This window comes from Agrilactobacillus composti DSM 18527 = JCM 14202 (assembly GCF_001436375.1).
GTDB classification, from domain to species: domain Bacteria; phylum Bacillota; class Bacilli; order Lactobacillales; family Lactobacillaceae; genus Agrilactobacillus; species Agrilactobacillus composti.
Genome location: NZ_AZGA01000011.1, coordinates 85,626 through 106,259, shown reverse-complemented (window position 1 = coordinate 106,259; position 20,634 = coordinate 85,626). Strand labels below are relative to the sequence as shown.

Annotated in this window: 28 protein-coding genes and 1 other annotated feature; of the genes, 5 read left to right on the top strand and 23 right to left on the bottom strand. The window is 40.5% G+C overall.

The genetic code is table 11. From position 1 onward, the window contains the following. Positions 1-10: 10 nt before the first annotated feature. The 20 genes from priA to FC83_RS03480 all read right to left on the bottom strand — a co-directional run bounded on the left by priA (position 11) and on the right by FC83_RS03480 (position 15,831). On the bottom strand, positions 11-2,416 hold the full coding sequence (gene priA / locus FC83_RS03575; protein WP_269083172.1) for a primosomal protein N': 2,406 nt from the start codon (positions 2,414-2,416) through the stop codon (positions 11-13). Between the two features lie 15 nt (positions 2,417-2,431). Next, positions 2,432-3,637 (bottom strand): bifunctional phosphopantothenoylcysteine decarboxylase/phosphopantothenate--cysteine ligase CoaBC, encoded by a 1,206-nt coding sequence (coaBC, locus tag FC83_RS03570; protein WP_057002403.1) that lies wholly within the window; start codon positions 3,635-3,637, stop codon positions 2,432-2,434. 83 nt (positions 3,638-3,720) lie between these two features. Continuing rightward, the gene (gene rpoZ, locus FC83_RS03565; protein WP_035452449.1) at positions 3,721-3,981 is read right to left on the bottom strand and encodes a DNA-directed RNA polymerase subunit omega; all 261 of its coding nucleotides are present in this window, start codon (positions 3,979-3,981) and stop codon (positions 3,721-3,723) included. Beyond that, positions 3,978-4,598: a guanylate kinase gene (gene gmk / locus FC83_RS03560; RefSeq protein ID WP_035452447.1), complete on the bottom strand. Its 621-nt coding sequence runs from the start codon at positions 4,596-4,598 to the stop codon at positions 3,978-3,980. The genes rpoZ and gmk overlap by 4 nt, the downstream gene beginning before the upstream one ends. An 81-nt stretch (positions 4,599-4,679) precedes the next feature. Next, positions 4,680-4,895 carry a YdbC family protein gene (locus tag FC83_RS03555; RefSeq protein WP_035452444.1) on the bottom strand — a complete coding sequence of 72 codons (216 nt, stop codon included), beginning with the start codon at positions 4,893-4,895 and terminating at the stop codon, positions 4,680-4,682. Positions 4,896-4,921: 26 nt separating this feature from the next. Beyond that, the gene (gene recN / locus FC83_RS03550; protein ID WP_057002402.1) at positions 4,922-6,628 is read right to left on the bottom strand and encodes a DNA repair protein RecN; all 1,707 of its coding nucleotides are present in this window, start codon (positions 6,626-6,628) and stop codon (positions 4,922-4,924) included. Between the two features lie 171 nt (positions 6,629-6,799). Next, positions 6,800-7,252, bottom strand: coding sequence for an arginine repressor (locus FC83_RS03545; protein ID WP_057002401.1), 453 nt, complete (start codon positions 7,250-7,252; stop codon positions 6,800-6,802). A 78-nt stretch (positions 7,253-7,330) separates the two neighbouring features. Then, on the bottom strand, positions 7,331-8,164 hold the full coding sequence (locus FC83_RS03540; RefSeq protein WP_035452443.1) for a TlyA family RNA methyltransferase: 834 nt from the start codon (positions 8,162-8,164) through the stop codon (positions 7,331-7,333). Beyond that, the gene (locus FC83_RS03535) at positions 8,161-9,015 is read right to left on the bottom strand and encodes a polyprenyl synthetase family protein (RefSeq protein ID WP_057002400.1); all 855 of its coding nucleotides are present in this window, start codon (positions 9,013-9,015) and stop codon (positions 8,161-8,163) included. Before FC83_RS03535 ends, FC83_RS03540 begins: the two co-directional genes overlap by 4 nt. Continuing rightward, entirely contained in the window at positions 9,005-9,265 is a 261-nt protein-coding gene (locus FC83_RS03530) for an exodeoxyribonuclease VII small subunit (RefSeq protein ID WP_035452441.1), read from the bottom strand. The genes FC83_RS03535 and FC83_RS03530 overlap by 11 nt, the downstream gene beginning before the upstream one ends. Beyond that, complete coding sequence (xseA, locus tag FC83_RS03525; RefSeq protein WP_057002399.1) at positions 9,262-10,617, bottom strand: exodeoxyribonuclease VII large subunit; 1,356 nt, start codon at positions 10,615-10,617, stop codon at positions 9,262-9,264. Before xseA ends, FC83_RS03530 begins: the two co-directional genes overlap by 4 nt. Next, positions 10,598-11,464 (bottom strand): bifunctional methylenetetrahydrofolate dehydrogenase/methenyltetrahydrofolate cyclohydrolase FolD, encoded by an 867-nt coding sequence (folD, locus tag FC83_RS03520; protein WP_161633794.1) that lies wholly within the window; start codon positions 11,462-11,464, stop codon positions 10,598-10,600. The genes xseA and folD overlap by 20 nt, the downstream gene beginning before the upstream one ends. Before the next feature lie 149 nt (positions 11,465-11,613). Further along, positions 11,614-12,045: a transcription antitermination factor NusB gene (nusB, locus tag FC83_RS03515; RefSeq protein ID WP_035452435.1), complete on the bottom strand. Its 432-nt coding sequence runs from the start codon at positions 12,043-12,045 to the stop codon at positions 11,614-11,616. Continuing rightward, on the bottom strand, positions 12,045-12,494 hold the full coding sequence (locus tag FC83_RS03510; RefSeq protein WP_035452433.1) for an Asp23/Gls24 family envelope stress response protein: 450 nt from the start codon (positions 12,492-12,494) through the stop codon (positions 12,045-12,047). The genes nusB and FC83_RS03510 overlap by 1 nt, the downstream gene beginning before the upstream one ends. Before the next feature lie 131 nt (positions 12,495-12,625). Further along, complete coding sequence (locus tag FC83_RS03505; RefSeq protein WP_035452432.1) at positions 12,626-13,699, bottom strand: M24 family metallopeptidase; 1,074 nt, start codon at positions 13,697-13,699, stop codon at positions 12,626-12,628. A gap of 70 nt (positions 13,700-13,769) precedes the next feature. Then, positions 13,770-14,060: a 50S ribosomal protein L27 gene (gene rpmA, locus FC83_RS03500; RefSeq protein ID WP_035452430.1), complete on the bottom strand. Its 291-nt coding sequence runs from the start codon at positions 14,058-14,060 to the stop codon at positions 13,770-13,772. Between the two features lie 17 nt (positions 14,061-14,077). Continuing rightward, positions 14,078-14,425 (bottom strand): ribosomal-processing cysteine protease Prp, encoded by a 348-nt coding sequence (locus FC83_RS03495; protein ID WP_035452428.1) that lies wholly within the window; start codon positions 14,423-14,425, stop codon positions 14,078-14,080. A gap of 65 nt (positions 14,426-14,490) precedes the next feature. Then, complete coding sequence (rplU, locus tag FC83_RS03490; RefSeq protein WP_035452426.1) at positions 14,491-14,799, bottom strand: 50S ribosomal protein L21; 309 nt, start codon at positions 14,797-14,799, stop codon at positions 14,491-14,493. 17 nt (positions 14,800-14,816) lie between these two features. Further along, positions 14,817-14,884: a sequence feature (ribosomal protein L21 leader region), on the bottom strand. A 33-nt stretch (positions 14,885-14,917) separates the two neighbouring features. Beyond that, positions 14,918-15,574 (bottom strand): TetR/AcrR family transcriptional regulator, encoded by a 657-nt coding sequence (locus FC83_RS03485; protein ID WP_052004602.1) that lies wholly within the window; start codon positions 15,572-15,574, stop codon positions 14,918-14,920. Positions 15,575-15,585: 11 nt separating this feature from the next. Further along, complete coding sequence (locus FC83_RS03480) at positions 15,586-15,831, bottom strand: hypothetical protein (protein ID WP_035452425.1); 246 nt, start codon at positions 15,829-15,831, stop codon at positions 15,586-15,588. A gap of 270 nt (positions 15,832-16,101) precedes the next feature. Between FC83_RS03480 and FC83_RS03475 the strand changes: the two genes are divergently transcribed. The 3 genes from FC83_RS03475 to FC83_RS03465 all read left to right on the top strand — a co-directional run bounded on the left by FC83_RS03475 (position 16,102) and on the right by FC83_RS03465 (position 18,033). After that, complete coding sequence (locus FC83_RS03475; protein ID WP_035452424.1) at positions 16,102-16,824, top strand: SLAP domain-containing protein; 723 nt, start codon at positions 16,102-16,104, stop codon at positions 16,822-16,824. Between the two features lie 69 nt (positions 16,825-16,893). Beyond that, on the top strand, positions 16,894-17,499 hold the full coding sequence (locus FC83_RS03470) for a DUF3862 domain-containing protein (RefSeq protein WP_035452423.1): 606 nt from the start codon (positions 16,894-16,896) through the stop codon (positions 17,497-17,499). 192 nt (positions 17,500-17,691) lie between these two features. Next, positions 17,692-18,033 carry a hypothetical protein gene (locus FC83_RS03465; protein WP_035452422.1) on the top strand — a complete coding sequence of 114 codons (342 nt, stop codon included), beginning with the start codon at positions 17,692-17,694 and terminating at the stop codon, positions 18,031-18,033. 184 nt (positions 18,034-18,217) lie between these two features. On the opposite strand, the gene FC83_RS16995 is transcribed toward FC83_RS03465, so the two are convergent. The 3 genes from FC83_RS16995 to FC83_RS03455 are packed head-to-tail and all read right to left on the bottom strand — an operon-like array spanning position 18,218 to position 18,852. Beyond that, on the bottom strand, positions 18,218-18,355 hold the full coding sequence (locus FC83_RS16995; RefSeq protein WP_156405557.1) for a hypothetical protein: 138 nt from the start codon (positions 18,353-18,355) through the stop codon (positions 18,218-18,220). A gap of 19 nt (positions 18,356-18,374) precedes the next feature. Next, complete coding sequence (locus FC83_RS03460; protein WP_035452421.1) at positions 18,375-18,608, bottom strand: hypothetical protein; 234 nt, start codon at positions 18,606-18,608, stop codon at positions 18,375-18,377. Between the two features lie 52 nt (positions 18,609-18,660). Next, on the bottom strand, positions 18,661-18,852 hold the full coding sequence (locus FC83_RS03455; RefSeq protein ID WP_035452420.1) for a hypothetical protein: 192 nt from the start codon (positions 18,850-18,852) through the stop codon (positions 18,661-18,663). Between the two features lie 444 nt (positions 18,853-19,296). On the opposite strand from FC83_RS03455, the gene FC83_RS03450 reads away from it, so the two are divergent. Together FC83_RS03450 and FC83_RS03445 are read left to right on the top strand one after the other, a co-directional pair. Continuing rightward, positions 19,297-20,022, top strand: coding sequence for a hypothetical protein (locus tag FC83_RS03450; protein ID WP_035452419.1), 726 nt, complete (start codon positions 19,297-19,299; stop codon positions 20,020-20,022). Positions 20,023-20,137: 115 nt separating this feature from the next. Next, positions 20,138-20,605 carry an Ltp family lipoprotein gene (locus tag FC83_RS03445; RefSeq protein WP_035452416.1) on the top strand — a complete coding sequence of 156 codons (468 nt, stop codon included), beginning with the start codon at positions 20,138-20,140 and terminating at the stop codon, positions 20,603-20,605. The last annotated feature ends 29 nt before the right edge of the window (positions 20,606-20,634 follow it).

Below are 20,634 nucleotides of genomic sequence, written 5' to 3'. Positions count from 1 at the left end.
ACACCTCGTCTTACATAAATTGTAATGGTTCTTGATCGATAGAGATTTGCAATTGGCGATAGTTTGATTTTTGAGTCAAATTTAAAATATGATCTAACGTTTGGGCTAATTTAGGTTCTTGTTTATATTTCACAATGATTTGATAATAATATCTATTCTTGATTCGGGCAATAGCCCGCGGAGATGGTCCTAAGATAATTGCCTTTTGCGATAGCCCTGGCTGCAATAATTTTAAAATACTAAAAGCCGCTTTTGCAGCTTTATTTTCTTCTGGATCACTACAAGCCAAACGGACAGTAAAATAATATGGCGGGTAGTTACCCTGATGGCGGATATTCATTTCTGTTCTAAAAAACTTTTCATAGTCTTGAGACTTGGCCAGCTGAATCGCATAATGATCGGGATTATAGGTTTGGATGATAACTTCTCCTTTTTTGGCCCCCCGACCAGCGCGCCCTGCAACTTGTGTCAATAATTGAAAGGTTCGCTCACTAGCACGAAAGTCAGGCAAGCCCAGTGCAGTATCCGCATTGATAACACCGACTAGGGTCACATTGGGGAAATCCAGGCCTTTGGCAATCATTTGCGTGCCTAGCAATATATCTGCTTGGCCGTCGCCAAAAGCTTTCAACAAGCGACCATAGGCCCCCTTCTTCCGGGTCGTATCCACATCCATGCGGATAATCCGTGCCTTTGGATACATCTCTTGTAATTCCTTTTCGACCTTTTCTGTTCCGGTGCCATAATAACGAATCTTATTGCTATGACAATTCGGACATTTCTTAGGAATTGGTTCTTCATGACCACAGTAATGACATTTTAACGTATGTGTGTCCATATGCAAAGTTAGTGAAATATCACAATTAGGACATTTGACCACATAGCCACAATCGCGGCACATTACAAAAGATGAAAATCCGCGCCGGTTGAGCATTAAGACACTCTGTTCTTTTTTAGCCAAACGTACACTAATTGCATCACTAAGTGCTCTGGAAAAGTCTAACGTTTGATGTTGTTCAATATTTTCCCGCATATCAATAATTTGTACCTTGGGTAATGGGGCCTGATTCACCCGTGTGGGCAAACGTAATAATTGATAAACACCCTTTTGGGCTCGCGCTCTTGATTCAAGGGATGGGGTAGCACTGCCCAACACTAAGGGACAATGATGGTAGGCGGCGCGATGAATGGCCACATTTCTGGCATGATAACGCGGTGTGTCTTCTTGCTTGTAACTATATTCGTGTTCCTCATCCATAATGATGATCCCAATGTTTTCTAATGGGGCAAATACAGCCGAGCGAGCCCCCACCACAACCTTGGCTTTGCCTTCCCGGATGCGACGCCATTCATCATATTTTTCACCTTCGGATAAACCACTATGCAATACAGCAACTTGGTTGCCAAAACGTTGAAAAACCCGTTGCACCATTTGTGGCGTCAACGCAATTTCTGGCACCAACATCAAGGCACTTTTATTCAAGTCTAAAGCCCGTTGCATAGTTTGAAGATAAACTTCTGTTTTGCCGCTACCCGTTACCCCTTCCACTAAAAATACCTTGGCCAACTTATTATTAGTGGCTTGATCAATTGCTGCAACAGCGCGTTTTTGATCGGGTAATAACTGACGTGGTGCTTCGGCAACCCGCTTGTCGGGTAACACACGTCTTTTAACTTCAAGGGCCTTAATAGTGATCAACTGATGTTTGAGCGCTGTTTTTAATACACTGGCCGAAAATAATGACTGCACAGTTTTAACCCAAACAAAGTCAGCATCAGCCGTTTGTCGGGCCAAATAATGTAATAACTCTTTTTGTTTTTTGAGCCGTTCCGGCAAAGCCTGCGCTTGTTGTAACAGACTTTCGGCTGATTGAGATAACATAATGGCCCGCTGGGTTTTAATTTTCGCTTTATTATGCACCTGGTACTCAAAGCGAATGACCCCTGCTTGTCTTAATTTCAACAGCGCAGCCAACTCACTTTTGCCCACTTGGTCGTCTAATACCACCGGTGCAGCTTGCTTTAAAAAAGTTGGCAACTGGGGATAATCTGGCTGTAACACATGAACTACTTTGTCATAACTCCCCCGCATCACCCCTGGCAAAATTGTTTGCAAACAGGTGATCCGAAATGCATAGGTACTTTTGGCCAGCCAATCTGAGAGTTCTAAAAGTTCAGGGGTCAAAACCGGTTCTAAATCAATAATATCTACAATTGGTTTTAATGGTGTTGACACAGCTTGTTTATCAACAATGTCAACGACATAACCTTGCAATAAGCGATTGCCTTTGCCAAAACTAACCACGACCCGCAATCCCTTTTGAATCAAGGGCGTCATCGCTCGGGGGATTTCATAATCAAAAGGTCGGTTAGTCTGCATTACAGGAACATCAACAATAACTTTGGCAATCTTCAACTAGTTTCACCTCGGTCAAATATGTTGGCTAATTAATTCAATTAGTTTTTGTGCAATTAAAGGTTTGGCGGCTTGGGCCAACCGAATACTTTTTTGAGTATTGGTCAAAACGGTCACGGCATTGTCATCACTGTTAAAGCCAATATTAGCTTGGCTCACATCATTGGCCACAATCATATCCACATGTTTGTCCGCCAACTTGGTGAGGGCGTATTTCTCTAAGTTAGATGTTTCAGCCGCAAAACCCACTAGAAATTGATGTTGTTTTTTTTGACCTAACCCAGCTAAAATATCTGGATTTTTAACCAGTTTTAACTCAGTTAAATCATCCTTTGAATTCTTTTTAATTTTATAAGCCAGACTTTGAGCTGGGCGATAATCTGAAACCGCGGCGGCCATAATGACCACGTCTAACTGATCAAATCGGCTTTCGATGGCCTGTTGCATCTCTAGTGCAGACTGCACCGTAACCAATTCCACGCCCAAAGGCACTGGTAAGTTATGAATGGTGCTCACCAAGGTCACTGTTGCCCCCGCATATGCGGCGGCTTTAGCCAAAGCATAACCCATTTTACCGGAAGAATCATTGGTGATATAACGAACAGAATCAATGCGTTCCCGGGTCCCCCCCGCAGAAATTAAAACCCGCTTGTGTTTTAAGTGCGAATTCGACTGCCGAATACTTTCAGTCAACTCAATATAGTCAAAAATTTCTTGTGGTTCTAGCATTCGACCATCACCCGTGTACCCCTCAGCTAACAGTCCCTTGACTGTGGGCAATACGTTGATACCATCAGTGGTCAAACGCGCTAGATTGCGTACTACGGCCGGATTATGCAACATTTTAGAATTCATCGCCGGCACTAAATACTTAGGTCCATCAATAGCCAGTAACGTTGATGTTAATAAATCATCGGCAATGCCATTGGCCATTTTACCAATTACATTAGCTGTTGCTGGTACAATAATTGCAATTTCGGTCCAATCGGCAATTTCAATATGCACTACTTTGGGATTTTGCGGATCTGCAAATAATTGGGTATAGGTGTGTTCATGCAATAATGCTTCAAATACAGATGGCGTCACAAATGCTTGGGCAGCTTCGGTCATGACTACCCGCACGTTGGCACCCGCTTTTTGCAATAATCGGGCTAAAAGAGGTACCTTATATGCTGCAATACCCCCGCTAATAAAAATGGTAATGTTTTTTTGATTGAACATTATTTTCTCTCCCATACATCGGCTTATAACTACAAAAAAACTCTTCACCAATTATAACAATTAGGGAAGAGCTTTAACTATTATTAATTAGATGAATCGCGTTTCGCTTGGTCATCCATTTTTTCGGCTTCTTTTTCAAGTAAAATTGATTTTGGATCGATGACAACTTTGCCATCAGCAATTTCTTCCAAAGCTTGCCCTACAGATTTAGGAGACTTATATGAAGAAAGCATCCTAACATCGCCAGCTTCCAATTGGTGAGCCCGCTTAGCCGCTAAGACAGCTAATGAATACCGTGAATCAACCTTATCTAACAATTTATCAATTGAAGGATATGAAATCATCTGTTCACAACTCCTATCATTTTTTTGTAAATATCAATTACCCGAGGCACGCGTAAATGTTCACTCTCAATTATCTTTTCGATACGGTGAACCGCTAGCTCTACTTTATCATTAACGACGGCATAATCATAGTTTTGCATCATTTTGATTTCACTACGTGCTTTTTCAAGGCGTTTTTCAATCGTTGCCGCGTCATCAGTCCCACGTTTAACGATCCGATCGCGTAAGGTCACTAAGTCAGGTGGTGTTAAGAAAATGAAAACACCGTCTGGACATTTTTTGCGAACTTGCATCGCACCATTGACCTCAATCTCTAAAAAGACATCCGTACCACTTTCCAGAGTTTCATTCACGTAGCGTAATGGCGTGCCATAGTAATGATCAACATATTTGGCATACTCTAGCATACCACCATTTTCGATCTCAGATTCAAATTCCATCTTGGACCGAAAGAAATAATCAACGCCATCAACTTCTCCGGGACGTTTGTTGCGAGTCGTCATAGATATGGAGTACTTAAAATTTTGATCTTTATCTTTTAACATTGCCTGTCTGACGGTACCTTTACCCACACCAGAAGGTCCAGACAGGACAATTAGCATGCCACGATTTGACATTCTTTGACTGGCCCCTTTTTTTGTTTAATACATACTATTTTGCACTTTTTTGAGGCACATTTCAACATAAATTATGAGTTCCTACATATTCGCTAAAATATCCTTTAGTTGCGCCAATTCCTCATTGGTCAAGGTGACACCTTTACCCATTTTAGTATGGTCTTCTGACCAATCCCGCAAATCAAACTTAGGTTGCCGTTTATTCCAGGATACTAAATTTAATTCCTTTTGCCAGCCGGCTTCATTTTTTGATAAAATGCCGATATGTTCCATAATTTCAAATTCTATTTTTGCCATGCTTCAAACATCCCCTTTGCTATAAATTACGCCTTAATTGCTAAATGTTTCTTTTCCGCCTCAGCTAATTTCAGCATTTCACTGGCATGTTCTAAAGAAAGCTCGGTTAATTCAGTCCCAGTGATCATCCGCGCCAATTCTTCAACCCGGGCATGACTTTGTAACAACGTGACTGTTGTAGTGGTCCGGTTAGCCTTAATAACTTTTTGAATACGAAGTTGGTTATCAGCCATTGCCGCCACTTGAGGTAAATGCGTAATACATAAAACCTGTGAGCTTTGACCAATGACAGCAATTTTATTGGCAATTGCTTGGGCCACTCGGCCACTTACGCCGGTATCAACTTCATCAAAGATAATACTAGTGACGCCTTCGTTACGAGAAAAAATTGTTTTGATGGCCAACATAATTCGGGATAACTCCCCACCAGAGGCAATTTTGGCCAAGGGCTTGCTGCCTTCACCTAAGTTTGTGCGAATATAAAATTCAACTTGATCTGCCCCAGTTTCTGTATAGCGAATCTTATCACTCTCGTGAAAAATAACCGAGAACTCTGCTTTATCCATGTATAAATCAGCCAGTTCCTTTTGAACCGCTTGCTTTAACTGCAAGGCAGCTTTGTGTCGGGCCTTTGAGAGCTTTTGCCCCAGCGTTTTGACTTTATCTTGGGCCGCTTGGACTTGTTGTTGTAAATCATCGTTATCAGCATTAGATGATTCCATCTCATCTAGTTCAGCTTTGATTTTTTGATAATAATCTAAAACCGCCGCTAAATTCTGCCCATACTTGCGTTTTAGTTCGGTTAATGTTTCCAAACGTTTTTCAATTTCATCTAAGCGACCTTCATCCCAAGATAAATTATCAATCTGATGAGAAATATCACTGGCAGTATCCTGCAGCTCGTAAAAAGCATTATTGATACTCTCAGAAATACCTCTAAAGGCTTCATCTAAGTCGGCAATTTCTTGCATGGCCGACATTGCTTGGCCCAGTTGATCTAAGGCGTTAGGTTCCACCCCGGTTAAGACTTGATAACTGTTGGCAAGGTTCTCATTAATTTTTTGATAATTTTCCAACCGATCGCGCTCGGCACTCAATGCCTCATCTTCCCCAACTTTGACATTGGCAGTTTGAATTTCATTGGTTTGAAATTTTAACATATCTAAACGTTGGGCCCATTCTTGTTCATTGTCCTGCCGTTTCTTTAAACGGGTAAACAACTGTTTGTAATTATTAAACGCCAAACGATATTGCTTGATAATAGGTCCAACTGTCTTTTGCGCGAAATGGTCCAGCAAGCCTAAGTGTTTTTCAGGATACATTAATTCTTGGTGCTCATTTTGGCCATGAATATCCACTAACATTTCCCCAATTCTCTTTAGAATGGAAATATTCACTAAATGACCATTTATTCGGCAGACACTGCGGCCACTGGTGCTAATATCCCGTTGCAATAAAATCGTGTCATCTTCTTGGGGAATACCAAAAGCATCTAGTTTAGCTTTAATCGCCGCAACGTCGTTAACTACGAATTGACCCTCTAAAACACATTTTTTGGCGCCAGCACGAATAAAATCGGTTGAGCCCCGACCCCCAGCTAATAAACCTACCGCATCAATAATAATTGACTTACCTGCACCGGTTTCCCCAGTGAGGACGGTCATACCATTGTTAAATTCAATGGCCAAATCTTCAATGATTGCAAAATCATGAATTACTAATTCTTGAAGCATCTATGATCACCTTTTTTAAATCAACCTAATTACCATCAACTGTACTGCTTTTGGACAAGCACGTTTTCTATTGAAGCACAGCGCTGAACATTTGAACGTTAGTGTACATTAGAGAAATTGTATCACAAAATCATTAAAAATAAGAGCCAGAACCAATTTGTGGTCTGTCTCTTAATTAATTAGATTCAATAATTTTTTTTGTAATGATTCGGCCTCAGCTTCTGATTTACTCACAATGAAGATAGAATCATCATCCCCAATATTACCAAATAGCTCTGAAAAATGCATTTGATAAATTAATGTGGAGATTGCTGGTGCACTGCCAGGGGATGTTTTTAAAAAAAGCAATTCTCCTTGGCGTGTTAAGGAAACAAATGCGTCCTTTAAAGCATAGCCCAGCTTTTTATCCACATTCATTTGTCGTTCCACCGGTAAACTATAACGATAGCCGCCGTGCGTCGCTGGCACTTTCACAAGTTCCATCGCTTTGATATCTCTGGAAACAGTTGCTTGCGTTACAGCATAGCCTTGTTCATTTAATAAACGCACGAAATCTTGTTGTCTTCTGATTTCATGTTCCCGAATCAATTGTTTGATAAGATGTTGTCGTTCGGCTCTATTCATTGTGTTCACCTACCCACAAATAACTTATATGCATATTATATCATTAAATCAGGTCATCTGGGGTAAAATTATGAAAAATTATACATTTTTTGTATTCTTATTCAATTCAGCATATGTTCGATCCAATAAGCGATCCACCGAAATCTCAGGGCTTAGCGTCCCCGGTCGATCCACCACATTTTTCAACCAAATCAAAAATTCAATATTGCCTTCGCCGCCTTTAATCGGTGAGAAATCCAAGCCCAAGACGTCATAGTGTTGCGCCAATGCAAAGTTTACAATCATCTTTAACACCATCGCATGAACCTTAGGGTCGCGTACAATCCCATGCTTACCAACATTTTCGGGTCCAGCTTCAAATTGCGGCTTGATTAAAGCAACCAAGTCATGCCCTGGTTTTAGAATATGCGATAAAGGTGGCAAAATCAATTTCAATGAAATGAAGGAAACATCAGTGACTGCAAAATCTGGCAGGCCCTCTGAAAAGTCAGCTGGCTTGCTGTAACGGAAATTGACCCGCTCCATAACTTCTACCCGGGGATCTTCCCGTAATTTCCAAGCCAATTGATTATAGCCCACATCTAACGCATAGACCAATTTTGCGCCATTTTGCAAAACCACATCGGTGAAACCACCGGTGGAGCTGCCAATATCCAACACCGTAAAGCCTTTAACATCGATATCAAATACTTGCAAGGCTTTAGCCAACTTTAAGCCACCCCGACTCACATAGGGCAGTTTTTGACCTTTTAACTGCAGCTGTGCATCTCCTGGGATTTTCACCCCAGGCTTATCTAAGCGTTGGTTATTTTGATCATAAACTTCACCAGCCATGACAGCTCTTTTTGCTTGTTCTCTGGATTCAAATAACCCTTGATTAACTGCTAATACATCTACACGTTCTTTTTTCATTCTGCCGCCTTAAAATATTCAAAGTAACTTTGCAATAAACTTAAATCCACATTTTTAATTGTCTTTAACGCTGTTTGGGCTTGATTCACCGTCTCAGTGAGGTAAGTCTGGGCCTTATTTAAACCCATTTCAGTGGCAAAAGTCGCCTTATGTTCTTCAGTATCCTGCCCAGTTTTAAAATCAGCTATATCATCAGCAATTTGAAATGCCAAGCCAAAATACTTTGAAAATAAATCTAGTTGCCGGTAAGTATTTAGATCCACTTGGCTAATTGTTGCTCCCATTAAAACCGCTGCGTTAATTAATGCGGCAGTTTTTTGCATTTCCATACCCCGTAATACCGCTAAATCATTGGCTTGATCACTCAAAGAAATATCCGTATATTGGCCAGCAACCATTTCACTAGGTCCCGCCGCATGACTCAATAAATGGATCAACTTAACTTGAATGGCCGCCGGATAATGACTGAGTGCTAACCACTCAAAGGCCAAGGTCAATAACCCATCTCCGGCCAAGGTAGCTTGCCCCACACCAAATTTCACATGGTTACTAGGTTGGCCCCGGCGAATCGCATCATTATCCATTGCTGGCAAATCATCATGAATCAAAGAATAAGTGTGAACCAATTCCAACGCCGCCGCTGGTAAATAAGTTGGCTCTTCAATCCCGGTAAAAGTTGCCACCACGCTCAACAAAAGTAACGGCCGCAATCGCTTACCCCCAACTTCTAAAGAGTAGGTCATGGCGCGCCGTAAATCAGGCTGCGTGACAGTCTGTTGCAACTGGGTCTTAAAAGTAGTTTCTAGCTTTGGTAATACTGCTTTTGAAAAATCCTGGTAGTTATTTGTCATTTGTATCAGCTTCATCCTGGTCAGGCGTTGTCGTCTTTGGCTCAAAGTTGATAGTATCCCCAGTATCCGTCATAACTTTGGTCAAAGTTGCTTGAGCTTGCGTCAGTGTCTTCTCTAAAGACTGACTTAACTTAACACCCTCTTGAAATTGACTCAGGGCCTTTTCCAACGGGATATCCCCCTGTTCCAAATTAGCAACGATCTGCTCTAAATTTTCTAAGTTTTCTTCGAAACTTGCTTGTTTGGTCATTTTTCAGCGTCCTTTGTAATTTTTTGAACTGTCGCATCCAGCACACCATCTTGTAGATGGACGCGGATATTATCATTTTTCTGAACTTGCGTCACGGTTGTGATAATTTTGGTTTGAAGTTCGGTATAACTATAACCCCGGCCTAAAATTTTCAATGGGCTTAAGTGATCTAAAGCTTGGGCTTGATTTTGAAAATTTTGGCGTTGCCGTTGTAAATAGTTAGCAAAAGCCCGAATCAATGCTATTTGATCGCGCTGTACCGTCTGTTGATAGGTCGTCGCGAGTTTTTGAGGATTTGAAAAAATCAGGCGTTGTTTTAAATTACGATATTGTTGCTGATTTTGTTCGAAGACAACTTTCATATTACGTAATAACCCATTTTGCGCCATATCTAAGCGCTGTACATAGTTTTCATACAAACGTTGGGGCTGCTGTAATACATAACTGCGCTGGATTTGGTGCAAATGATTCTGCGCCAATTTTAAACGCTGACGAAAACTTTGAATCAAATGCAGCCGTAATTTTTGAATGTTTAAAATTTCATCTTGTAACACCGGTGTAGCCAATTCGGCAGCGGCCGTTGGCGTAGCCGCCCGGACATCAGCCGCTAAATCACTTAAAGTGACATCAGTTTCGTGGCCAACAGAAGAAATAATCGGAATCTTACTGCCGGCGATAGCTCTGACAACTTGTTCTTCATTAAAGGGCCATAGATCTTCAATCGAACCCCCACCACGGCCGATAATCAATGTATCAAAATTACCCAATGTGTTAACTTGTTTCAAGCGCGTGACCAAACTGTCTTTGGCGCCCTCACCTTGGACCACTGCTGGAAACAAAACCAACTGGGCAATTGGATATCGTCGTGCCACCGTTGTCATGATATCCCGAATCACCGCCCCACTAGGACTAGTGATCACTGCAATTCGTTTGGGAAAATGGGGCAACGGTCGTTTTTCTTGGCCAAATAACCCTTCTTTAGCTAATTTAGCCTTTAATTGCTCATAAGCTAAATACAAAGCCCCGACACCATCAGGTTCCATCTGTGACACATAAATTTGATAAGCCCCAGTGGGTTCATAAACTGAGATACGTCCCACAACCAGGACCTGCATGCCCTCTTCAGGTTGAAATTTAATCTTTTCAAATGCTGATTTAAACATGATGGCATTGATCTTAGCATGGGCATCCTTCAAGCTAAAATACTGGTGGTTATGGGGGCGTAATCGAAAGTTTGAAATCTCACCTCTTAAAAAGACTTGGTCTAAATAAGGATCAACTTCAAATTTCCGTTTAATATATTGTGTTAACGCTGTAACTGTTAAATATTTTTCATTTGTTTTGGATTGCATGAAGTGCCCTTCTTTTGGCGATATTAATCGTCTGCTGCATCAGCATGGTAATCGTCATTGGTCCGACCCCGCCTGGCACGGGTGTGACGAGATCAGCTTTTTGGATAACCGCTTCAAAGTCCACATCGCCACTGAGTTTATGATTTTCATCCCGGTTCATCCCCACATCAATCACGACCGCGCCAGGTTTAATATCTTCAGCCTTAATAAACCGACTTTGGCCCACAGCCACCACTAAAATATCTGCTTGTTGACTAAGCATTCTCAGATTTTTGGTCTGGGAATGGGCAATCGTGACCGTTGCATTGGCATTGAGTAACATTGCTGCCATGGGCCGACCAACAATTGTGCTACGCCCAATGATAACTGCCTGTTTACCGGCTGGATCAACGCCATAAAAGGCCAACATTTTCATGATGCCAAAAGGCGTGCTGGGGACAATTTGCGCATTATTTGACCATAAGCGGCCAACGTTCACTGGGTGAAAACCATCCACGTCTTTGTCTGGGTTAATTCGATTTAAGACTTCTTGTGCGTTGATGTGTTCTGGCAGTGGCAATTGGACCAAAATACCATCTACTTCAGGGTCAGAATTTAATAAATCAATTCTTTCCAATAAAGCTAGCTGTGTTGTTTCTTCAGGCATTCTAATATTGATTGAATGAATTCCAATACCTTCAGCACGGCGATGTTTGTTACGCACATATATTTTACTAGCATCATCTTCACCTACGATAATGACTGCTAGTGTTGGTACAATGTGATTGCTACCTAAGGCTTCAACTTCTCGCTTCATCTCAGCAGTATAGTGCTGGGCAACAAGTTTGCCATCAATTATTTTTCCCAAAAGACGGACCTCCAACTCAAAATAGATTGCCACCAGTATACCAAGAAAGTGAAGGCGCTGACCAGCCTAAATATTAAAAAAAGCTGAGACAATTCTAACCGTCTACAGCTTAAATATCATCAATCTTTCTAGCAATATCTGGTTTAACGCTAGTCTTTTGCTTGAACATAGTTAGACAAAATGCCATTAATAAATTTACGCGAGGTGTCATCCCCAAAGTCTTTAGCCAACTCAATAGCTTCATTGATAGCAACCTTATTAGGTAATTCTGTTTCAAAGAAAATCTCAAAAAGACCTAAGCGTAAAATCGTCAAATCGGTCCGGTTTAAACGTTCTATGCGCCAACCAGTTTTTAAATTCTTTTCAATATCTTGGTCTAACGCTTTTTGATGCGTTAATACCCCAGAAACTAAATAACTCAAATAATCAGGGATATCTAGGGGTTGATCCTCATCTTTGATATTTTGAACAATGACCCAGACTTTTTGAATGGCTTCATTTGGATCAACCTCTGGGCTGTCAAACAGCATGAAAAGTACTTGAAAAGCAACTTTTCGAATATTATGTCGATTTACTTCCATTAATTCCTTGTCCCATCTTCCGTTTCAGTAGTATCATCATCTGCAAACAAATTACTTGGATCTAATTTCTGACTAGGTTTTTCAGAAACTAAACCCACCACGTGGATATTAACTTCATCCAATTGCAGATCAGTCATATATAACAATTGTTCTTTTAAAGTTTGTTGAATCGCAATGGCAACTTTTGGTACGGAGACACCATAGTTTAAATAAACATAAACATCAACCACCAGATTATCGCCATCAATTTTAACGGAAACGCCCTTGCCACGATTAACACGGCCAAACCAAGCATTGATATTATTTGCCAAGGTCCCACGCATCTCATAAACACCATCAATTTGATTTGCGGCAATACCCAAGATGATTTCTAAAACTTCTGGGGCAATTTCAATGCGGCCCCGACCGTCATCTTGATCCTGTAAGACAATATTTGTATTCTCTGCCATAATTAGCTCCAATCTAAAAATTTCAATAATTTCTTTGAAATCTAAACTTTATAAATTACTACCATTATATCATTTTATGTTGGCTTCTTGCAGACTATCTTAGCAAGACAAGCCCCTAGATTGCAAGCCAATTATAACTGGATCAAGTGATTCTTTGGGGCATGGGTCAACAATTCATAGCCCGTAGCCGTCACAACAAAATCGTCTTCGATCCGAACCCCACCTTTACCTTCCAAATAAATACCGGGTTCATCAGTCTCCACATTGGCAATCACTTGTTTTTGGGTCTTGTAAGCCCCAAAAGCCCCTGGGCCCTCATGAATCTCTAAGCCAATGCTGTGCCCGGTACCGTGGCCAAAATTAGGGCCGTACCCAGCCCCATCGATCACTTCATGAGCGGCATCATGCATTGCTTGACCGCTGATTCCAGGTTTAACCACGGATAAAACCCGCTGATTGGCTTTTAATACCACATCGTAAATATGAGCCAATTCTGGGTCAACGGTCCCTAGCGCCACCGTTCTAGTAATATCCGACGCATAATGGTTATAAAAGCAGCCAAAATCCAAAGTGATCAATTCATGATTTTGAATAACCTTCTCACTGGCGGAGCCATGGGGCCATGCTGAACGATAACCAGAAGCCACGATTGTTTCAAAAGAAACCCCTGAGGCGCCGCGTTTGCGCATATCATATTCCATCTCATTTGCCACGGATAATTCAGTCATACCTGGTTGAATAAAGTTCAGTATATGTTCAAAACATTGATCCGCAATCTGACAGGAAATTTTAATATTTGCTAACTCATCAGCATCTTTAACTTGGCGTAATTGCTCCACAAGTCCGTTCCTACTTTGAAATTTTTGATTGGGCAGGGCTTTTTTTAAGAATTGAAAGTCTTGATAGTTTAATTGGGTGCCATCAAACCCCAGACTTGTGAATTTTCGAGTTTCAAGGAGTTTGGCTAAAGCCACCAAAATCCCATCTTGTTCTTGTAAAATGACAATATCATCATGTAGTTGTTGATGTGCTTGGGCAATATAACGCGAATCAGTTATTAATACAGCATCATCTTGAGTTACCAAAACACCACTGTCATCCCCGGTAAATCCAGTTAAGTAAAAAATGTTCTCTGGCTTTGTGACAAAATAATTGGCTAAGTGTTTCTCTATTAATAGTGTTTGTAATCGTTGTAAACGTGTCATAAAATTACACCGCCCCTCAAAATGAAAAAAGAGCTCGGCAATATGTATCACCGAACTCTAAAATTTAACCTTATTTAGCTTCAGCTACAGGATAAACTGAAACTTTCTTTTTGTCTCGGCCTAAACGTTCAAAGCGGACAATACCTGCTGCTGTTGCGAATAATGTATCATCGCCACCACGTAACACGTTTTCACCTGGATGAATCTTAGTGCCACGTTGACGGAAGATAATTGAACCAGCAGTGACTGTTTGGCCATCAGCAGCCTTAGCGCCTAAACGACGACCAGCTGAATCCCGACCATTGGCAGTAGAACCGCCCCCCTTATGATGGGCGAAGAACTGTAAATTCATTTCTAACATGAATTTCACCTCCATAATTAATCTGTTGAAGTATCATTTTTTACGATTAAGTAATTACTGTAATTTTTTTGAATGCTTTGTAAGGTTCCCAGTAGATTTTCTAAAAGAACTTGACTAATCAATACTTTTTCTTGATCTACATGTAATGAAATCGTCACATCTAAGTAACCGCCATTGGTTTGATCAGATTCAACCACCGGCTCAAGGCCGGCTAGATCTTTCAAACTGTTGGTGGTACCAATCGTCGTTGCTGAAACTGCGGCACAGACAATGTCTTGGCCGTACACGCCCGAATTAGCATGACCAGTGATGCGGTAATGGTTTAAATTACCTTCACGATCTCGATAGAAACTTGCTGTTATCATCTAATTTTACACTCTTCTTAATAAAAAGCTTGGGTAATAACATGTCACAAATCAACAATTAAAAATTACGCGTTGATTTTGTCAACAACAACTTTAGTGTATGGTTGACGGTGACCCTTCTTTTGATGACTGTGTTTCTTAGGTTTGTACTTGAAAGTAACAACTTTCTTTTCCTTGCCTTGTTTTTCAACTGTACCAGTCACAGTAGCACCTTCAATTGTAGGTGTCCCGATCTTAGTATCATCACCGCCAATGAAGATTACTTTATCAAAAGAAATCTTTTCACCAGCTTCTACAGGTAACTTTTCAACATATACAGGTTGACCTTCTTCAACTTTGTATTGTTTGCCACCAGTTTCAATAATAGCGTACATATATTTGCACCTCCTAAAAAATTTCTTATACTCGCCGTTTTAGGCGCCATAGCTTAAAACCTAATCCGTGCGGTTGCAGCTGTGGAGTCCACAAATACAACTCATAAATTGTAGCAAACTAATACACGTGTGTCAAACCATTTTTATCAAATGTAAAAAACTGCTGCACCTTAGAGACGTCATGGTTATCAGCACAGAGCAACGACTCAAAAATATGCGCCATATAATCTGATGAATAACGCATGTTATCTTTAAGCCAGTTGGCTACTAATGAAATAAATGCCCCCGCATAAAAATCAAAAACCGGCTTCTCCGGTAAGCTGCTTTCAGGAATACTCACATCATAAGACTTGCGAACATATTCTTCAAAGTAGCTAACTAAACAAGTATGAAATTGATCATTGAAGGTTAAAGTTTTCTCACGATTCAAAAAAACATCAAATGTGGTGGCATGTTCTGAAATAAATGCAAAGGCCAAACTCACATTGAATGCCGGATAAGCCTGTAAAGCCTCTAAACTATCAACATAGACAACAACTTGCTTAAAGAAGTGATGCAAAAAGCCTAATTGAATTTGTTTGACGAAATCTTCTTTGTCCGAATAATGTAGGTAAAATGTGCCTCGGGTCACCCCAGCCATAGCAGTTATTTTTTGGACGGATAAATCTTTGAGGGTGTGATACTGTAAAAATTGCACCAGCGCCCGCCGCAGCTTCACATTTGTTTTGACAACCCGCGGATCTCTGGAGTCTTTTTTTTGATGATGGTCATACATCAGAATCGTCTCTATTTCTTATCTTCAATAATTTCATAATGAACCATATTTTTAAACTCGTATCGCACCCCCTGGGTATCCGTCACAAATCCCTCACGTTGTTGCAGTCGCGCAATTAGCGCATCTTTGGCACTGGTATCTGTTTTTGAAATTTGCACCGGCACTTCTAAAACACGGCCATCACTAAATTCAATATAGAAATATATTTTTTTAAGTGACGCTTGTTTTAGCGCCTTTTTACTCAGCTTTTTTCTCATAAAAAATCCACACCTAACTTTTTTGTATGTTGCCAAACAAATATTATCGACATACTACCAATATACCAGTTTTGGGAGTTTGAATAAATCCCCCAAAATTAAGCCGGCATTAAAATTTTAGCATGTTGGTAATCAAAGTACAATTAAGTTGAAGTTTTATTATATGGTGTGTCTAAATACTAAGTATTTTCTTAGATTACCTGTATCTTTAATATTGAACACGGTATAATGAATTTGAACCTAATAATCATTATTGAGAGGAAGGGTTTTATGGAAAATCGATTGAGAAGGAATATCTTATGGTCTGTTTTGGCTGCTGTACTATTGGCAGTTGGTGCAACTTTCACAGGCAATACTGCGCAAGCTGCCACGAATTATCCAACAGAAGATGTCAGTGGCACAGTCACTGTCACCAATCCTGATGGCGCACCGCTTTACTTTGATCAAGGTACGTTTACCCCACTGAATCGTTCTTTACCAGCTGGTTCTCAGTGGAAAGCAATTTACCGGACGAAAACTGCCGATGGGTCATATACTTATAATTTAGGTGGCACCCAATGGGTTAAAGCCAAAGACATTTCTTATGTGGATGGCACAACTTTGACGGATGGTGTTTTATTCTTATACCGGGGAATCAACACTAGTACTGGTGCAACCTTACCTGCAGGTACTTTTTGGAAGGTATTCAACGTCTACGGTGGCAGCAATGCCAATACTTTTAAGTATGATGTTGGTGGCGCCACTGTAGAAGGCACACCAAACACTGACTTCGCTGTTTTTGGATCCCAAGAGGGTAGTTTTAATGGTACTTTCACAGTTTACGGCAGTGGCCCAGCTACTTTATATGATGGCGCCGGCAATGGGGTCAGCCAATTATACGCTGGCTCAGTTTGGAAAGTATTCGGTGCCAAAGTTCTCAACGGTGCCATTTACCTTCGGGTAGGTAATGATGCCCAATGGGTTAGACTAGATGCAGGTAACATTAGTCTATAACCTAGTTTAATCACACTTGTACCATGCTTTAAAATTATCTGATAACAATGTTATCAATGGAGGATCCTCATGAAAAAATTTTTGCTCGTCGGTTTAATGCTCTTGTCTTCAGTTTCCCTGGCCGCTTGTGGTGGCAACAGCTCAAAAAGTAACAGTGCCAATAGTGCTAGCTCATCCAGTAAAGTCGTTGTTAAGTCTGAGCGCGCTGACTTCAACAACCTTAAATTTGGAGATTTGCATAAAAAAGCCGCTGGTGGGACAACTTTAGCTGCTGCTAAAAAACAATTTGGCAAGCCAAGTACGACGACGGAAAGTAAAATCAACGATATCGCTGTACAAAACGTCACTTGGACAAACATTGATAAACAAGCCGATGCAAAGATTGTTTTGTCATTTACTAACGACAAGGCTTTTGGCGCGCAGTTGATCAATTATAACGCTAAGCGTAAAAATACAATTGATCTCAAGCAGTTCAATACCGTTAAAAAGGGCGACAAGGTCTCTAAAGCCACTGATAAATTTGGATTGGCTGATGAAGTCACCCAAACCCTCATCGATGGTCAAAAGGCTTTAACTGAAACTTATACATCTGGTGTAAAGGGTAATGACGCCAGCTTTGTAATTGTCGCTGCTAATGACAAAATCACCCATACCAGTCAAACAAACATGAAATAGTTTGACTGTCATAAACACCTTTGAACGCTACAAATGGTTCAAAGGTGTTTTTGTATGGTTAAACATAACCTGTCTTCGTGCCATAAAATGATTGACCAGCTTCACCATGAAATATAAAATTAAACTACATTTCACTGCGGGTTGGTAAAAATCGGCCGGCTTGACATGAACATCATTTGGGAGGAATGACATATGATCAAAAACAGAGCAGGTATTGAAGCGGATGTCCACGGTTGGAATTGGGGCGCCTTAATGTTTAACTGGGTCTGGGGGATTGGTAACAAGACCTATCTGCCCCTTATTGCCCTCATCCCCGGATTTGGGTTAATCTGGGCCATCATCTGTGGGGCCATGGGCAATAAGTGGGCTTGGCAAAATAGCGAATACGGTGATTATGAAACCTTTCAAGCCGTACAAAAAACCTGGAATCTTGCGGGTATCGTTCAGTTCATTATTGCCGTTGTAACATTTGTTTTTGTCATCTTGTTGTGGGGTTCACTTTTAGCATTGGTCTTTGGTAATAGTAATTATTAATTGTTACAAATGCACAATCTTTCATACAATAAAAGCATCTAAATCCTGGTAAAAAGGGATTTAGATGCTTTTTCTTTCGACCACCAATAGTGCAACTTTAACCGCCCGACGATTAGATTTCTTATTGCAGATATTCAACATCTCCAGCAATGCTGAGCCAAAGTGAATAACCGACTGGCGTGGATCATTTCTTCTTAGATACTGCCAGGGCAGTGACAACATCTGATATCCAAACGTCGTCTTCTGGGTAATCAGCCATAAAAACTAATTCCGGTTGATCATCAGCTTCATTTTCGATTGTTAGAGTTTTATCAATTTTCAAAGTCCTCACGTCCTATTCCTTAATACCAAGCAATTGTGTAACTGTTGGGGAATTGATTCAAATTTGAGAACTCCGCCAACTTAGCTATCAAGTGAACCAAGTAACTCGTAGGATACTTGGTGATAGTTTGCTGTTCAACCCGGTATTGTCCCGATTCAAAATTATACTGCACTTGTCCCCTTTGTTCAGATTCGACGATAAATTCATAAGTTACAATGTTCCCAGATTGACTGAGGAGTTTTAATTCAATCAATTGAATCACCCCTGGCTATGACATTTGTTTAGCATCTGAAACGAAATTAAGGTTAAAAATCAATATACTTCTCTAATTGATAATCTAATAACTCGATATAGGCCGCATAAGCTTCTTGGACTTTGAGCGGTGCCCCTGCTTTCAAGAGCATGCGGCCATCTTCACCACCCCTTACCAATCTGCCATCGTCATCAACTAATGCCCATTCTAAAGCGTAATATTTAGCAAATTCAGGAACAATCATCTGTCACACCTCTTAAATTTTCAAGATGAATCAACTTCTATTAAATTTGATTTTCGATAATGTGAAAATTCATTCTTCGTGTATTCGATTAATACGACCAACAAAAAACACTCAATTTTATTGCAGCAATATTTCTTCCTTATCAGAAAGTTTCAAGCATCCTCGCTTGGTTAGCAAGGAATTCAGCATATTACGAATTGTGATGAAAAATAGATAGATATCAGTATATTCAGACTTTATCAGGTCACCCAAAGGCAAAGAATATCTATCGACATTGTTAACACGACTTAAATATTTTTTCGATTTCGATATGCTATAAATGAAAGCGAATACATAAAAACTTCTGCAAACCAATAAATCCCCAGCCCGCTACCAACAGACTGAGGATAGCACTCTCCATTGGAAAGACACTTTCAATACTATTTTAACATTGGAGGTAGCAAAATGGGCTTATTTGACAACGAGAACGACACCGGTTACAGGCAGCGCGTAGTACGTAAGGCAGGCATTACCTTTTATAATTCAAGCGCGCGGAAGCTCGTAAACGGGAGTATGGTGCTTTCTAAAATATACCAGCTTGATGATGACAGCGTGAGTTTCAATTTAAAAGACCCAACCCTGTATCACTTACTATCCATTGAATTCAGCGGACCCATATACCACGAAGAAGTGACAGAGACCACCACACCCGGAAAACAAACCGTTAAAAAGAAACGTCACGGATTAAGCGGCGCAATTATCGGTGGTGCTTTAACCGGCGGTATTGGCGCTGTTGCTGGTGGGCTTGTTGGCCGAGGTATGGGGAAAGATAAAATATCTACTGACGCTGGTACAACATCAACTTCAACTGAAATGGTCGAGGATCGTGCCCTCACGATATTGAAACTTGAAGATATTGAAACATCTGAAAAAATCACCCTTCAACTTTCACTTTTCAATTCAGAGTTTGTTGAATTATCAAACTTTACCATCCATGTCCCTGAGCCCGAACTAGAGATTGAAACAGAAATAGATGAACCATCACTCGAAATGAATGATGCGTCAGAAAATCTTGTAAAAACGCCAGATGACGCTTTCGATGAGATTCGAAAATATAAGGCATTACTTGATGACGACATCATTTTGCAAGAAGAATTCGACGCTAAGAAAAAAGAACTTTTAGGTCTATAAAACAGAGCCTTGGTTTCTAAATGAAAAAGCCCCATCCCGATGCAACGAGATGAGGAGATGTACCTCCGCTTGGGAAATACTGAACAAAAATATTTTACCATAAGGAGGATGTAAAATGAAAAAGTTATTAACTATCGGTGCAATTGCACTAATGGCCGTTTCTTTAACGGCTTGTGGGGCTTCTAATTCAAGCAGTTCAAAGGAATCATCTTCAAAACAAACCACAAGTACTACTGAATCATCAAGTACTGCATCAAGTTCTAGTGAGGCAAAAGTTCCGGTCGAGTATAAAACAGCATTGATCAAGGCAGCTACTTACTCAAAAACCATGCACATGTCCAAACAGGGTATCTACGACCAATTGACATCAGAATATGGTGAAAAATATTCAACTGAAGCAGCACAGTATGCCGTTGACAATTTAAAAGCGGATTACAATGCCAATGCATTGGCAAAAGCTAAGGATTATCAAACAAACATGGCAATGTCTCCAGAATCAATTCGAGAGCAACTGACATCTACTGCCGGCGAAAAGTTCACTCCTGAAGAAGCAGGTTATGCCATTCAACATCTAAATCAATAAATTTTACTTTCCTTATTTTATTCGTTATT